At 50.2% G+C, this 16,694-nt stretch carries 8 protein-coding genes and 1 CRISPR repeat array (1 of these 9 running past the window's edge); of the genes, 7 read left to right on the forward strand and 1 reads right to left on the reverse strand.

The window, feature by feature from the left end:
* Positions 1–73: 73 nt before the first annotated feature.
* Positions 74–613, reverse strand: coding sequence for a dCTP deaminase (gene dcd / locus LKE53_01315; GenBank protein ID MCH3971405.1), 540 nt, complete (start codon positions 611–613; stop codon positions 74–76).
* A gap of 216 nt (positions 614–829) precedes the next feature.
* On the opposite strand from dcd, the gene cas3 reads away from it, so the two are divergent.
* The 7 genes from cas3 to cas2 all read left to right on the forward strand — a co-directional run bounded on the left by cas3 (position 830) and on the right by cas2 (position 8,520).
* Positions 830–3,001: a CRISPR-associated helicase Cas3' gene (cas3, locus tag LKE53_01320; protein ID MCH3971406.1), complete on the forward strand. Its 2,172-nt coding sequence runs from the start codon at positions 830–832 to the stop codon at positions 2,999–3,001.
* Between the two features lie 204 nt (positions 3,002–3,205).
* A complete protein-coding gene (gene cas5c / locus LKE53_01325) occupies positions 3,206–3,856 on the forward strand; it encodes a type I-C CRISPR-associated protein Cas5c (protein ID MCH3971407.1) in 651 nt (216 codons plus the stop codon).
* On the forward strand, positions 3,853–5,619 hold the full coding sequence (gene cas8c, locus LKE53_01330) for a type I-C CRISPR-associated protein Cas8c/Csd1 (GenBank protein ID MCH3971408.1): 1,767 nt from the start codon (positions 3,853–3,855) through the stop codon (positions 5,617–5,619). Before cas5c ends, cas8c begins: the two co-directional genes overlap by 4 nt.
* Positions 5,612–6,529 (forward strand): type I-C CRISPR-associated protein Cas7/Csd2, encoded by a 918-nt coding sequence (gene cas7c / locus LKE53_01335; GenBank protein ID MCH3971409.1) that lies wholly within the window; start codon positions 5,612–5,614, stop codon positions 6,527–6,529. Before cas8c ends, cas7c begins: the two co-directional genes overlap by 8 nt.
* Complete coding sequence (gene cas4, locus LKE53_01340) at positions 6,526–7,194, forward strand: CRISPR-associated protein Cas4 (protein ID MCH3971410.1); 669 nt, start codon at positions 6,526–6,528, stop codon at positions 7,192–7,194. Before cas7c ends, cas4 begins: the two co-directional genes overlap by 4 nt.
* Positions 7,191–8,222: a type I-C CRISPR-associated endonuclease Cas1c gene (cas1c, locus tag LKE53_01345; GenBank protein ID MCH3971411.1), complete on the forward strand. Its 1,032-nt coding sequence runs from the start codon at positions 7,191–7,193 to the stop codon at positions 8,220–8,222. The genes cas4 and cas1c overlap by 4 nt, the downstream gene beginning before the upstream one ends.
* A 7-nt stretch (positions 8,223–8,229) precedes the next feature.
* Entirely contained in the window at positions 8,230–8,520 is a 291-nt protein-coding gene (gene cas2 / locus LKE53_01350; GenBank protein MCH3971412.1) for a CRISPR-associated endonuclease Cas2, read from the forward strand.
* A gap of 185 nt (positions 8,521–8,705) precedes the next feature.
* A CRISPR array of direct repeats spans positions 8,706–16,694; the repeat unit is 34 nt; unit sequence GTCGCTCCCTATTGCGGGGAGCGTGGATTGAAAT; it runs 2,044 nt beyond the window's last position.

The following is a 16,694-nucleotide window of genomic DNA, read 5'->3' on the forward strand; positions in this document are numbered from 1 at the left end:
TATTGTAAAATGAATCTACAGACGATAAAAAAGGCAGGCGATGCCTGCCTAAAAGCGGTTTGATAAGCTCTGCTTAATCATTAATTTCATCATCAAGATAGATTTTAGAGCCTGTGGCACCGCGCTGCCCCTGGTATTTCCCATGGTAGGGGTGCTGTGCTTCGCCGTCAAGCTGCTCAAGTACCAGCTGTCCAATGCGCCGGCCGCTTTGCAGTTCGATTGCGCATTTGTTGGCGTTAAAAAGTTCCAGCGTAATTTCGCCTTCAAACCCAGGGTCTACCCAGCCGGCATTTTGAATGAAAAGCCCCAGCCGACCAATGGAACTGCGGCCTTCAACAAAGGCGGTTAGATTATTTGGCAGACCGATGTACTCCAGGGTAGTTGCCAGCACAAACTGCCCCGGCAGCAAAATGTATTTTTCTGTTTGAATGGTTTTGTACGTAACAGCCTTTGTCATTTGCACAATCGGCTCACTGTCATCCTCTACAATACTGAAAGTGCTGCCCAGCCGGATATCAACACTGGCCGGCTGAATCTGCTGATCCTCCAGCGGCGAAATCTGCAGTGTTCCGTTTTGCAGCATATACCGTATGCTTTTGTCAGAAAGAATCATAGTAACCCTCTTAATTATATATATTCCTTATTATTATACAGGAAAGTGCCGCCTGTGGCAACGTTTTTTTAAGCAGTGGTATGTTCCTATTAGAAAATAAAATTGATACCAGAAAATAGCATATTAGCTTGAAATTAGTCAAATCAAAGTATATTATAATAAATAATTACAGTAATTTTATGAAAAATTTGTATGAAGCAAAAGGGTGACGAAAAAATGGAGAAAGGCAGACCCTTTGCTGCACATATTGCAGAGAACGGCCGAGTGCAGACTGTGCAGGAACATCTTCTCGGCACTGCACAGAGGGCACGTGCGTTTGCGGCGGTATTTGGTGCGGGCGACATGGCCTATCAGTGCGGGCTGGCACACGATGTGGGAAAATTTTCAGATGCTTTCCAGCACCGCATTTGGGACAACGGCCCCAAAGTGGACCATACCTCTGCAGGAGCAAAAATCATAGGGCCGCTGACCGGTTATCCGGCTGCTTACAGCATTGCTGGTCACCACGCTGGCTTGATGGACGGCGGCAGTTCCGGCGATGTAACATTTGCAGGGACCCTGCAGGCCCGCCTTTCTAAGCCTGTCGACCCAAAGGTACTGGAACGCTACCCAAAGGAAGTACAGCTGCATAGGCCGGCCTTTCCGCCGCTGAAAATGCTTGGCAGCGGCGGCTTTACAGAGTCTTTCTTTACGCGCATGCTTTTTTCGTGTTTGGTAGATGCTGATTTTTTAGATACAGAAGCATTTATGAAAAATGGCAAGACCAACCGCTCGCATGGATGTGACATATATTCTCTTTCTGACAAGCTGGATGCGTATGTGCAGCCGTGGTGGAGCGCAAAAACAGAGCTGAACAAAAAACGCTGTAAAATTTTGCGCACCTGCCTAACGGCCGGCGAAAAAATGGAAAAGGGTTTATTCACGCTGACGGTCCCTACTGGTGGCGGAAAGACTATTTCTTCTCTGGCCTTTGCGTTGCACCATGCCAAAGAACATGGGATGAAGCGGATCATCTATGTAATTCCGTATTGTTCGATTATTGAGCAGACTGCCGACGTTTTTCGCGAAGCTTTGGGTACACAGAACGTGTTGGAGCATCACTCCGGTGCACAGTACGATGACAGCGAGAATGAGGAAATGTCGCCTAAGCGTCTGGCTGCTGAAAACTGGGACATGCCGGTTGTTGTGACAACAGCGGTGCAGTTCTTTCAGTCTTTATTTGCCAGTAAAACTTCTGCCTGCAGAAAACTGCACAATCTTGCCGACAGCGTCATCATTTTTGATGAGGCGCAGACTCTGCCACTGCCGTATTTAAAGCCCTGTGTGCGCGCTATTGCAGAGCTGACAGTTAATTACGGTTCCTCTTGCGTGCTGTGTACGGCAACCCAGCCTGCATTAGGGCCTCTTTTTCGCGAAGTATCGCCGAAAATTGAGGCGCACGAAATTTGCCCGGACACAAAAAATATGTATTCCTTTTTCCGCCGGGTCCGCTACGAAAAAGTTGGAGAACTGACAGACGAGGTACTGGCAAGCCGCCTTTCTGAAGAGCAGCAGGTCCTGTGCATTGTTACAACCCGCAATCAGGCGCAGAATGTTTACCAAATGCTAAAGGGACCCGGAAGTTTTCATCTCTCTACACTGATGACGCCAAATCATCGGCGTGCGGTGCTAAAAGAGATTCGACACAGGTTGCAAGAGGGGCAGCCGTGCCGTGTGGTTTCCACGAGCCTGATTGAAGCTGGCGTGGACGTCGATTTTCCAACTGTTTACCGCGCCTGTGCCGGGCTTGACAGCGAAATACAGGCAGGCGGTCGCTGCAACCGTGAAAACAAGCGGCCTGCAGAAAAAAGCGTGGTTTACCTGTTTCAGCCGGAAAGTAAATACCGCCGGCATCTGCCTGCCGTTTTAAGTTTGCCGGCACAGACGGCAGAAAAGGTGACGCGCGGTGTTGATGAAATTGATATGCCAGAGGTGATTACAGCTTATTTTTCAGAGCTGTATCAGCTTAAGGGCGAAACCCTGGATTCTCAGCAGATTGTGCCGGACTTTGAGGAAGGTATAGAGAACCATCACAGCTTTCCGTTTCGCACGGTTGCACAGCATTTTCGCTTAATCCCGGACAACACCCGCGCAATTTTGATTCCGCGCGACGATGAAAGCCGACTGCTTGCTGCCCGTCTGCAGGCGGGCGAGCGCAGCAGAGAGCTGTTTCGTCAGCTGGGGCAGTGTAGTGTCAATGTTTATGAGCGCGATTTTATGGCGCTGATGCCGTCTCTGGATACTTCTACGCTGGACGAGAGCATTGCAATTCTGGTCAACCCGAAGCTTTATCACGATGACACAGGACTGCAGCTTTCAGATGAGGGCGGCTATGGATATCTGGTATAAGTGCTGAGTAGAAAGCTGTAGATCAATCCATATATAAAAAGCAATTCAGGGCTTTTATAAGATACCGTAAAACAATCAAATAAAAGTCTTTATATTATCATAGATAGTTGTCAAAAGCAGAGAGTGGAGATGAGCAAAGATGTTGTACAAAAAGAACCACAACACTTATCTTTCGGGCGATAACCCGAAAAAGGGGGTGACGCTATGAGCTATGGAATAAAGGTAGAGGTATGGGGCGACTATGCACTTTTCAGCCGGCCTGAACTGAAAGTAGAGCGTGCCAGCTATGACGTGATAACGCCCTCTGCTGCACGTGGGTTGGTCGAGGCTATCTATTGGCACCCGGGGCTGCGCATTTTAATAGACCGCATTTATGTTTTAAATCCTATTTGCTTTACTAATATTCGCCGCAATGAGGTAAAAAGCAAGGTACAGGCAAGCGCAGTAAAACGCATGATGACAGGCGGCCCGGTTCCGATGCTCTGCACGAGCGCCGATATTCAGCAGCGGGCGGCGATGCTGCTGCGGGACGTGCACTATGTCATTGAGGCCCACTTTGAGTTGACCGACAAAGCTGCGCCTACGGATAATCCCGGCAAGTTCAAGGATATTTTTCGCCGCAGATTGGAAAGGGGCCAGTGCTATCATACCCCTTATTTTGGCTGCCGGGAATTTCCGGCGCATTTTCGTGCATGGCAGGGAGAAATAGTCCCGGCTGTTCCAGAGACGCGGGATTTAGGGCTGATGCTGTACGACCTTGATTACAGCAACCCGTGCGACATTGAGCCTATGTTCTTTCACGCGCGTTTGCAAGATGGCATCATGCAGGTAGCAGGAGAGGAGATTCTCCGATGATTTTACAGGAATTAACAGCCTATTATCAGGTGCTGCGCGCAAAGGGAAAAATCAGCCTGCCTGGCTGGAGCAGCGCAAAAGTTCCTTATGCGTTGCAGCTTTCGCCGCAGGGCAGCCTGACGGATATCCTTACGCTGAAGTATTTACCGGAAGGGGCCAAGAAAGAAATCCCACAGTCCTTTTCCGTACCGGAGCAGGTGAAAAGGTCTGTTGGAATCATATCAAATTTCCTTTGTGACAGCAGCAGCTATTTGCTGGGAATAGATGCAAAGGGAAAACCAGAGCGCAGCAAAAAGTGCTTTGCCGCGGCGAAAGACCTGCATCATGCTGTTTTGGACGGCGTAGAAAGTCCTGCGGCAAAAGCTGTGCTTGCTTTCTTTGATACGTGGCAGCCGGAAACAGCTGCGGAAAATTCAGTACTTGCCCCTAAACTAGAAGAAATTTTGTCCGGGGTAAATCTCATCTTTCGTGTGGGCAGTGCGTATGCACAGGATGACACGGCCATTGCACAAGCATGGGAAAACAGCCGCAAAGCTTCATCAAGCGGCAAAAAAACAGGCCGCTGTCTGGTGACAGGCAGGCGTGTACCGATTGCCCGCCTGCACCCGAGCATTAAAGGTGTAAAAGGGGCACAGTCTTCTGGTGCATCGTTGGTTTCTTTTAATGCGGACGCATTTGAGTCATTTGGGCATGAACGGGGCGATGATACAGGGCAGGGCTATAATGCACCGGTCAGCGAAGACGCTGCCTTTGCATACACGACCGCTCTGAATCACCTCTTGGCAGACAGAAAGCATGTACAACACATTGCTGATACTACGGTGGTTTACTGGGCGGAAGATGCTTCTGCCGGCAGTCAAGATCTGTTTGGTGCTGCTGCGTTTGGTATGGAAGATAAGACGATTACACAGGGAGATATGAAAAGTGCCATAGACGCTTTGGCACAGGGCAGACCATATAATGTAAATGGCCTGCCGCTGAATCCTGAAAATCACTTTTATGTGTTGGGGTTAGCACCTAGTGCGGCCCGGCTCTCTGTGCGTTTCTTCCTGCAGGATACATTTGGCAATATGCTGAAAAATCTGCAGGAGCATTACAACCGGCTGGAAATTGAGAAGCCGAGTTTTGAAACTCATCCGGTTCTATCCCTGTGGTGGCTGCTCAACGAAACGGCCAACCAGAAGTCACAGGACAAAGCGCCCCCGGCACCCATGTCAGGGGCAGTGCTGCGGGCGATTCTAACCAATACTCCTTACCCTTCCTCGTTGTTTGAGGCGGTCATGCTGCGTATTCGCGCTGAACAGGATATTGGCTGGAGAAAAGCTGCTATTTTAAAAGCTTATTTTTTGAAAAATAAAAGCATTTATGTTCCTGAGGAGGTTTTAAAAGTGAAACTCGATGAGCAAAGCAACTATACACCGTATGTGCTGGGACGCCTGTTTGCTGTTTTGGAAAAAATCCAGACAGATGCAACCCCTGGCATTAATACAACCATTCGTGACAGATATTTTAACAGTGCCTGTGCCACGCCGGCCGCTATTTTTCCGCTGCTGATTAATCTCTCACAGCACCATCAGCGAAAACTTGCAGAAGGTTCTCGTATTTACTATGATAAAATGATTACGGAACTTGAGAGCCGCATTCAGCAGACCTTGCCCAGCCGCATGAATCTGCAGGAGCAGGGCGCTTTCCATTTGGGCTATTACCACCAGAAGCAGGCACTTTACACGAAGAAAAATAAGGGGGATTCCGACAATGGCTGAAGCAATTAAAAATCGCTATGAATTCGTAATTTTATTTGATGTAGAAAATGGCAATCCCAATGGCGATCCTGATGCCGGCAATATGCCGCGTATCGACCCGGAGACAGGCCTGGGTTTGGTGACAGATGTCTGCTTAAAGCGTAAAATCCGCAACTATGTCGAGATCGTAAAAGAGGATAAACCCGGCTACCGCATTTACATTAAGGACAAAGTGCCGCTTAATCGCAGCGATAATGAAGCTTTCGCACAGGTTGGCATTGACAGAGCCGCCGAAAAGAAAACAGACGAGCTGAAAAAACTTTTAAAGAAAGCAAAAGAGAAGCAGGACGTTGACAGCGTGATTCGTGACTATATGTGCAGCCAGTTTTTTGATATCCGTACATTCGGTGCGGTTATGACAACGATGGTTAAGGGTGCGCTGAACTGCGGGCAGGTGCGCGGCCCGGTGCAGCTTGGCTTTGCACGCTCTATTGATCCAATTCTGCCGCAGGAGATTACCATTACCCGTGTGGCCATTTCTACAGAAGCAGATGCAGAAAAGAAAGGCACCGAAATGGGACGTAAATACATTGTTCCTTACGGCCTTTACCGCTGCGAAGGGTATGTTTCGGCAAATTTAGCGCGCAAAGTGACTGGCTTTTCTGAAGAGGACCTGCAGCTGCTCTGGAAAGCAATTCTCAACATGTTTGAATATGACCATTCGGCTGCACGCGGTCAGATGGCTGTGCGTGAGTTGATTGTATTTCAGCACAGCAGTGAACTGGGCGAAGCCCCCGCTTATAAACTCTTTGATACGGTACATGTACAGAGAAAACCGGAAGTTTCGGTTCCGCGCAGCTATAGCGACTATACGGTTACAGTCGAACAGGATAAACTGCCGGAAGGTGTTTCGTGCACCCGGATGGTATGATTCCACTGCCGGAAGAAGAATATCGGCAGCTTTCCGAGCTGCAGCACTTTGCTTTTTGCCGGCGGCAGTGGGCGCTGATTCACGTAGAACAGCAGTGGGGAGAAAACCTGCGCACGATTGAGGGGGAAATCCTGCATGAGCGTGCGCATGATGAGCAAAAGACCGAACATAGGGGAGACCTGCTGATTGTACACGGCCTGCGCGTTGTCTCACATCAGCTGCAGGCAACGGGCGTCTGTGACATTGTGGAGTTTCGCCGCAGCCCAGACGGCGTTTCGCTTTACGGGCAGGAGGGGCTCTGGAAGCCCCGGCCAGTGGAGTATAAACGCGGCCGCCCAAAAACGCACGATGCAGATGAACTGCAGCTTTGCGGACAGGCTGTGTGTTTGGAAGAAATGCTTTGCTGTGAAATTACAGAGGGAGATTTGTTTTACGGAGAACCACATAGACGCACAGCGGTTTCCTTTACGCCGCAGCTGCGCGCCCGTGTTGCAGACCTGCTTCGCGAAATGAACAGCCTTTTCCAAAAAGGTTATACACCCAAGGCAACACCTGGAAAATTTTGCAGCGCATGTTCTCTAAAAGATGTTTGTCTGCCGCAGCTAAAAAGGGCACCAACTGTAACAGATTACCTGGCATCGCATGCACGAGAGGAAAAATCATGAAACGACTGCTTAATACCTTGTTTGTCCTCAGTGAAGACAGCTATTTAGCGCTGGAAAATGAAAATATCGTTATTTGGGGGGAAGAGGGAAAGCGGGGACAGTTTCCGCTGCTCGGCTTAGAGAGCGTTTTCAGCTTTTCCTATAAAGGAGCCAGCCCGGCCCTGCTGGGTGCCTGCACAAAGCGTGGAATTGGATTTACTTTTCTTACGCCAAACGGCCGCTTCTTAGCGCGTGCCTGCGGTGCTGCACAGGGGAATGTACTGCTGCGCAAAACACAGTACCGCATTTCAGATGACCCCAACCAAAGCTGTTTCGCGGCGCGCTGCTTCATTTTTGGCAAACTCTATAACAGCCGCTGGTGCTTGGAAAGGACAGTGCGGGATCATGGCCTGCGAGTCAATGTGGAGGCGCTGAAACGCTCTGCGTCCTTTTTGTCAGCAACAGCTGCAGAGGCACTGAAAGAAACCAATTTGGATACTTTGCGCGGTTGGGAGGGACAGGCGGCAACCGAATACTTCCGTGTATTTAATGAGATGATTCTCAATCAAAAAAAGGACTTCTTCTTTACAGTTCGTTCACGCCGCCCGCCGCTTGACTGCGTCAATGCAATGCTTTCTTTTGGGTACAGCCTGCTTGCCAGTGACTGTGCAGCCGCACTCGAAAGCGTTGGCCTAGATTCGTATGTTGGCTTTCTTCACCGAGATCGGCCCGGTAGGGAATCTTTAGCACTGGACTTGATGGAAGAACTGCGCAGCGTTTTTGTAGACAGATTTGTCATTACACTGATTAATACAAAACAGATTTTGCCTAAGCAATTTGACAAAATGGAAGATGGTGCCGTGCTTTTGAATGATGTCGGGCGAAAGACGTTTCTCAATGTTTGGCAGACTCGAAAGCGTGAGCAAATTACACATCCGTATTTGCAGGAAAAGATGCAGTGGGGCTTGGTACCATATGTACAAGCATTGCTTTTAGCACGCTGGCTGCGCGGAGATTTGGACGCTTATCCGCCTTTTTTATGGAAATGAGGTAGACATGCTGGTCTTAATAACGTATGATGTAAATACGACAGATGGCGAAGGGAAAAAGCGCCTGCGGCAGGTTGCCAAGCAGTGCGTACGTCATGGGCAAAGGGTGCAGTGCTCAGTCTTTGAGTGCCTGTTGGATCCTGGACAGTGCAAAGCACTGCAGGCGGCGCTCTGCAGAATCATCAATATGGAAAAAGACAGCCTGCGTTTTTATTATTTGGGTGACCATTATCAAACAAAAATTAAACATTTCGGGGTAAAAGCAGGCTATGAACCAGAGGGCGTACTGATAATGTAGCAGCAAGTGCGAACTGTAAACACTCAAAGAAATGCGGACTGTTCGCACCGAAAAAGAGTGCAAATTTAGAAAGATCAGGAATACAAAGGCAGAGAAATACGCTGCTTTTTTGAAAAGGAGGATGAGATTGTATTGTAAAATACAAAAATGCACAAAACCATGATAAATAATTGTGCATTTTCGCTGTCGCTCCCTATTGCGGGGAGCGTGGATTGAAATCCATATAGTCCATCAAATGACCGACCGGATTTTCGTCGCTCCCTATTGCGGGGAGCGTGGATTGAAATGGATCAGCGTGTTTTGCGAACATGTAGGCCACAGTCGCTCCCTATTGCGGGGAGCGTGGATTGAAATTGTATCCCCACACCGCTCACCGCATCATAGCTGTGTCGCTCCCTATTGCGGGGAGCGTGGATTGAAATAATTTTATCGTTTTGTAAAATTAAAGTCCTGTTTGTCGCTCCCTATTGCGGGGAGCGTGGATTGAAATCAGACCATACCCAGCCGAACCAGCCGGCCACGGGTCGCTCCCTATTGCGGGGAGCGTGGATTGAAATCCCAGTGCCGATTGTGATAGGCTTCGGCAATGCGTCGCTCCCTATTGCGGGGAGCGTGGATTGAAATTATTGCTCAAGCTAGAAAATTTTCTGGCAAAACGTCGCTCCCTATTGCGGGGAGCGTGGATTGAAATAAGGATATCATCGTAAATCGTCACGACAGGAAAGCGTCGCTCCCTATTGCGGGGAGCGTGGATTGAAATAGAATAGCCAGCTTGCAAAGGCCTTGGCTGAAAACGTCGCTCCCTATTGCGGGGAGCGTGGATTGAAATTCGTGGGCGCCTAGGAAGTTCGTCATGGTCGCAATGTCGCTCCCTATTGCGGGGAGCGTGGATTGAAATACAAAGAATTCGGAGCCCCCAATTTTGGGGTTTGTCGCTCCCTATTGCGGGGAGCGTGGATTGAAATTGCACCCCACACAAGCAAACAGATAAAGATCAGCGGTCGCTCCCTATTGCGGGGAGCGTGGATTGAAATACAGGAATCTCATCCGTGATTTCTGGGGGTAAATCGTCGCTCCCTATTGCGGGGAGCGTGGATTGAAATTTTCAAAACGTTGATGTACCCATCGATATCACGGACGTCGCTCCCTATTGCGGGGAGCGTGGATTGAAATCAGATTATGACGTCCGTATATATGAACCCCCCGAGTCGCTCCCTATTGCGGGGAGCGTGGATTGAAATATGTTACTCCATCGCAGAATAGCGCTATAGATACCGTCGCTCCCTATTGCGGGGAGCGTGGATTGAAATACTTCCTCCTCCAGTAAATGATGAAGCTGTTCATGTCGCTCCCTATTGCGGGGAGCGTGGATTGAAATTGCTCAGTTTCCAGCGTTACCCGCGCGGAGTTTTTGTCGCTCCCTATTGCGGGGAGCGTGGATTGAAATCATGATAATACCTCCATTTATTTTAGTTGTATTTGTCGCTCCCTATTGCGGGGAGCGTGGATTGAAATATTTGAACGTCCTGTATCATCGCAAGACGCTCTACGTCGCTCCCTATTGCGGGGAGCGTGGATTGAAATGTCGCAGTTGGAGTAACCGGGGCAGTTGGCGAAGTCGCTCCCTATTGCGGGGAGCGTGGATTGAAATGATGCCATGCCCACCGCCCGCGTTCAAGTGGACGGGTCGCTCCCTATTGCGGGGAGCGTGGATTGAAATACACTATAACATCAATCTTCTAAACCATTGCACGTCGCTCCCTATTGCGGGGAGCGTGGATTGAAATAAAATGAGCGCGTGCCTCCGCATCTTGTCGCGCGTCGCTCCCTATTGCGGGGAGCGTGGATTGAAATTTCTATCGTTTTGTACCGGCCTAAAAAGTACTGGTCGCTCCCTATTGCGGGGAGCGTGGATTGAAATGCTCTTGACAATGGTACAAGCTAATGCTACTATGTCGCTCCCTATTGCGGGGAGCGTGGATTGAAATCACAAATGATAGCACTTGGACCGGCTCTGATACGTCGCTCCCTATTGCGGGGAGCGTGGATTGAAATCTAGATGTTCTGGTCTCAAATTCTGCGGAATCAGGTCGCTCCCTATTGCGGGGAGCGTGGATTGAAATGCTTCTCCCAACATGGCGATGCCGTTTGCAATGGGTCGCTCCCTATTGCGGGGAGCGTGGATTGAAATAGCTACGTTTGAATATGACGCTTGGGGGAGGTGGGTCGCTCCCTATTGCGGGGAGCGTGGATTGAAATATTTTTGATTACCTCTTTCATTTTTTTATCTATCGTCGCTCCCTATTGCGGGGAGCGTGGATTGAAATTTCCCTGACACAACATGAGGATACGTCGTAACGGTCGCTCCCTATTGCGGGGAGCGTGGATTGAAATTACATCGTCAAGCAGCGCCATCTAATCTCCCCCGGTCGCTCCCTATTGCGGGGAGCGTGGATTGAAATTACTGTAATACCCTTAATGTTGTTTGCCATTTTTAGTCGCTCCCTATTGCGGGGAGCGTGGATTGAAATCAGTGGCTGCCCCCGCGAAAGCGGCAGCCGCATCGTCGCTCCCTATTGCGGGGAGCGTGGATTGAAATCAGCTTTGCAATCTGCGTATCAGCCGCAGACGAGTCGCTCCCTATTGCGGGGAGCGTGGATTGAAATGCTGCCCGATCGACCACGGCACCGCTGTGTTTGAGTCGCTCCCTATTGCGGGGAGCGTGGATTGAAATGTCGATACCGCCCGCAGCCGTACGTTTTGTGCTCAGTCGCTCCCTATTGCGGGGAGCGTGGATTGAAATCATTTTTTAACCTCAAATCATGCTTTGATAATCAGTCGCTCCCTATTGCGGGGAGCGTGGATTGAAATGTGAGGGATACAAAAAATGGATCAAACAAAGGAGGTCGCTCCCTATTGCGGGGAGCGTGGATTGAAATAAAAAAAATATTGATTATTATCTACTTTCAGCGGTCGCTCCCTATTGCGGGGAGCGTGGATTGAAATGTTTTTGTTGCTTGCGGATATGACCGCAAAAAGGTCGCTCCCTATTGCGGGGAGCGTGGATTGAAATATCTGTTGTAATCTCAGTAATTGCCTGCTCGAACGTCGCTCCCTATTGCGGGGAGCGTGGATTGAAATGGTAGTAATTAAAGATGCTGTGTTGCTTGCGGTGTCGCTCCCTATTGCGGGGAGCGTGGATTGAAATATATCACAATATGCCTTCCATATGGCCGGCATAGTCGCTCCCTATTGCGGGGAGCGTGGATTGAAATGAGTATAGGCGGTACATCCTTATTTGTCAATACCGTCGCTCCCTATTGCGGGGAGCGTGGATTGAAATGCAAGGGCGAGTTTGGGGACATAATCAGAGATGGTCGCTCCCTATTGCGGGGAGCGTGGATTGAAATAAGACTGCCGTCAATAATGTTTGTTGCTGTCATGTCGCTCCCTATTGCGGGGAGCGTGGATTGAAATATCTCGGCGGCATGGTAAGCCATGCGGATAGCGGTCGCTCCCTATTGCGGGGAGCGTGGATTGAAATAGCTCGTCGGCCCAGTCAGAAAACGAATCATACGGTCGCTCCCTATTGCGGGGAGCGTGGATTGAAATAACGGTTATGTATGGCCGGGAATTGTAGGACAAGGTCGCTCCCTATTGCGGGGAGCGTGGATTGAAATAGCTGCGCGGTCAACTGCAGAACCGCTGAATTTGTCGCTCCCTATTGCGGGGAGCGTGGATTGAAATCGGACTCTGACGGCGGTAGTTTTAAACACAAATCCGTCGCTCCCTATTGCGGGGAGCGTGGATTGAAATATAATATAGAAGCGGCCATTGAAGCTGGAATCATGTCGCTCCCTATTGCGGGGAGCGTGGATTGAAATCAAAACCCGCTACGCTCGCAAGAATTGCGGCCGCGTCGCTCCCTATTGCGGGGAGCGTGGATTGAAATATCACAATCTCATGTGTCACAGTGGGAGTTAGGGAGTCGCTCCCTATTGCGGGGAGCGTGGATTGAAATTTTTCGAGGTCTTGCAGGCTTAGAGTGGTGTAAGTCGCTCCCTATTGCGGGGAGCGTGGATTGAAATATCAGTGCCCGTGCTTGATGAGTCCTCGATATCTGTCGCTCCCTATTGCGGGGAGCGTGGATTGAAATATCTATGCTGTACATTCCGCTGGTTATCAGCTTGGTCGCTCCCTATTGCGGGGAGCGTGGATTGAAATTGCTGCAACGCCGCCAGACAAGATATATCCGTCGTCGCTCCCTATTGCGGGGAGCGTGGATTGAAATAATCAATTCTAAAGAACTACAAGTCTTGTGTGTAGTCGCTCCCTATTGCGGGGAGCGTGGATTGAAATGGAACGGGCGTTATATTTGGTACGGCGACAGGCGTCGCTCCCTATTGCGGGGAGCGTGGATTGAAATATAATGCCATCCAGACCGACGAGGGGCGTGACTGGTCGCTCCCTATTGCGGGGAGCGTGGATTGAAATAACGTTATGTCGCCGACCAAGTATTCAAACGAAGTCGCTCCCTATTGCGGGGAGCGTGGATTGAAATAGGAGACGTAATTGAAAAAGTAATTGGCGTGGCTCGTCGCTCCCTATTGCGGGGAGCGTGGATTGAAATGTCGATTTCATAACAGCCATCAGCACCGGTTTTGTAGGTCGCTCCCTATTGCGGGGAGCGTGGATTGAAATCTGTCACGCAAATCTTTTAAAATTTGAGCCTGAGTCGCTCCCTATTGCGGGGAGCGTGGATTGAAATATCCAAGGTGCATCACGTCCTTATAAGTTTTGATGGTCGCTCCCTATTGCGGGGAGCGTGGATTGAAATATGTTTGCTTGCGGAATTTCGGTGGTGGAGGTATGGTCGCTCCCTATTGCGGGGAGCGTGGATTGAAATAACGAAAGACTTTCAGACGGGATATGCTGAAATAGTCGCTCCCTATTGCGGGGAGCGTGGATTGAAATTGCGCTGCTCTCTTTGCTCTCTTTGCTCTCTTTGGTCGCTCCCTATTGCGGGGAGCGTGGATTGAAATTAACTAAGCAAACTCATTAATCCGCAATTATATAGTCGCTCCCTATTGCGGGGAGCGTGGATTGAAATGTCACTTTCGGGGTCGTCGCCCTCTGCCACGAGGAAGTCGCTCCCTATTGCGGGGAGCGTGGATTGAAATGGTGACTAACATACTCGTTGCACAACGCGTGATGTCGGTCGCTCCCTATTGCGGGGAGCGTGGATTGAAATGCTGCCCAATCGACCACGGCACCGCTGTGTTTGAGGGTCGCTCCCTATTGCGGGGAGCGTGGATTGAAATAACCATCTGGTCAGTTGTGAATTTGCTGTAAATGTCGCTCCCTATTGCGGGGAGCGTGGATTGAAATACCGTGTCGGTCAGACACAAAAATGCAGCTATAGTCGCTCCCTATTGCGGGGAGCGTGGATTGAAATTGAAATCACCCACCAGGTGAAACTTTGGGAGCAGGTCGCTCCCTATTGCGGGGAGCGTGGATTGAAATATCCAACAACCTGCTATCTTGAAATTGGCAAAGAGTCGCTCCCTATTGCGGGGAGCGTGGATTGAAATTTTTTTTGCGGCCTGTGCATCCGCAAGGAACCGGTCGCTCCCTATTGCGGGGAGCGTGGATTGAAATCTAATTGTGGATGAAAGCCTGCTCTGCAAAAGTCCGTCGCTCCCTATTGCGGGGAGCGTGGATTGAAATCAGCTTGATTTTATAAAGTGTTCCGGCACCTGCGTGTCGCTCCCTATTGCGGGGAGCGTGGATTGAAATTCCCAATCTTTTGCAGGAGCTGCGGCAGGAATAGTCGCTCCCTATTGCGGGGAGCGTGGATTGAAATCCCTCCCCACAGCGGCTGAGGAAGAATATGAAAAGGTCGCTCCCTATTGCGGGGAGCGTGGATTGAAATAAAAAAAATATTGATTATTATCTACTTTCAGCGGTCGCTCCCTATTGCGGGGAGCGTGGATTGAAATCAATTTGCGCGCTTTGCCGGAGATAACGCAGTTGTCGCTCCCTATTGCGGGGAGCGTGGATTGAAATCTTCCGCTCAAACAAACAAACTGCCTTGTCGTGGTCGCTCCCTATTGCGGGGAGCGTGGATTGAAATAAGACTTCCGGCGATAATGTTTGTTGCTGTCATTACGTCGCTCCCTATTGCGGGGAGCGTGGATTGAAATATCCTGCCATCCTCCTGTTTAAAATTTGTGATGCGTCGCTCCCTATTGCGGGGAGCGTGGATTGAAATATTTTGGTTTTTGACCGATGACATCAACCGGCAGTCGCTCCCTATTGCGGGGAGCGTGGATTGAAATCCGGTGCGGCGGACAGCCACCGGAAGCTGGCGGCGTCGCTCCCTATTGCGGGGAGCGTGGATTGAAATGGATACTACGCACCGGCTGATAGCCGCTACTGCGTCGCTCCCTATTGCGGGGAGCGTGGATTGAAATTTTTAAATCCATAGTAAGCCTTCCTGCCGCAGATTGTCGCTCCCTATTGCGGGGAGCGTGGATTGAAATAGTATGAGGTTGGCAAGACATACGAGGAGCCGGGTCGCTCCCTATTGCGGGGAGCGTGGATTGAAATTTTTCGGTAAATGCAGTGCAGTATTCTGCTATCAGTCGCTCCCTATTGCGGGGAGCGTGGATTGAAATAATAATGGTCTGTGCGTCAGCTGCAGTGAGGTCGTCGCTCCCTATTGCGGGGAGCGTGGATTGAAATCCTATACTCTATTTATTTACATATACATCATATAGTCGCTCCCTATTGCGGGGAGCGTGGATTGAAATAGCAGCAAATCGGATTGCTGGGAAACGCCGCAAGACCGTCGCTCCCTATTGCGGGGAGCGTGGATTGAAATTTGGGACATCCCGTGTTGTACGCGCAATTTTTTTGTCGCTCCCTATTGCGGGGAGCGTGGATTGAAATAAGGCACTGGTGGAACTGCCTGAGTTTGAGCCAGTCGCTCCCTATTGCGGGGAGCGTGGATTGAAATTCTTCAGCTGCCGGTATCTTAAAACAGTTTATCACGTCGCTCCCTATTGCGGGGAGCGTGGATTGAAATTTCTGCGTCGTCAATGTCTACAACCACATACGGTGTCGCTCCCTATTGCGGGGAGCGTGGATTGAAATCATCAATGTGCATCATGCTGCATCATCTCCCAAGTCGCTCCCTATTGCGGGGAGCGTGGATTGAAATGGTTGAAAGAAGCCGAAGGGAATCTCGGTATGGGTCGCTCCCTATTGCGGGGAGCGTGGATTGAAATCTCCGCCCTTTACAAGAGAAAAGCCAGCGTCCATAGTCGCTCCCTATTGCGGGGAGCGTGGATTGAAATTCCGCTGTCAGATAAATCCGCACTTGCGCAGATGTCGCTCCCTATTGCGGGGAGCGTGGATTGAAATCCCGCCGAGTGTTTTCGCTACACTCGCGGCATTGGTCGCTCCCTATTGCGGGGAGCGTGGATTGAAATGTCTACCAGTTCCACATGATTCCCAAACTGTGTGGGTCGCTCCCTATTGCGGGGAGCGTGGATTGAAATCCAAACTGTGTGTTAGCCGGGACGCATTTTGGGCTGGTCGCTCCCTATTGCGGGGAGCGTGGATTGAAATTAATATGTATTGGAGCTTATCGCTCCCGCGGCGGAGGTCGCTCCCTATTGCGGGGAGCGTGGATTGAAATTAACTGAGATTTGTATTTTTCAAGACTTGACTGTGTCGCTCCCTATTGCGGGGAGCGTGGATTGAAATGGATTCAAGTGTCGATATAGTCGTGGAGAAATCCCGTCGCTCCCTATTGCGGGGAGCGTGGATTGAAATAGGGCTGAATGTGCTTTCCGGCACAGACGGGATGTCGCTCCCTATTGCGGGGAGCGTGGATTGAAATTGGCACCGTTTTAACTTGCGGAGTTGGCTCAGTGGGTCGCTCCCTATTGCGGGGAGCGTGGATTGAAATCACTTGGGAAAATGGCAAGAAAGAACCCCGCATGTCGCTCCCTATTGCGGGGAGCGTGGATTGAAATCAGGGCGCGGGTTGCAAACGTGTGGCGATAAACAGTCGCTCCCTATTGCGGGGAGCGTGGATTGAAATGAAGTGGTCGTTTCAGCAGCTTTTTTAGTCATACGTCGCTCCCTATTGCGGGGAGCGTGGATTG

The sequence above is a fragment of the Oscillospiraceae bacterium genome, from assembly GCA_022483045.1.
Taxonomy (GTDB): Bacteria; Bacillota; Clostridia; order Oscillospirales; family Acutalibacteraceae; genus Caproicibacterium.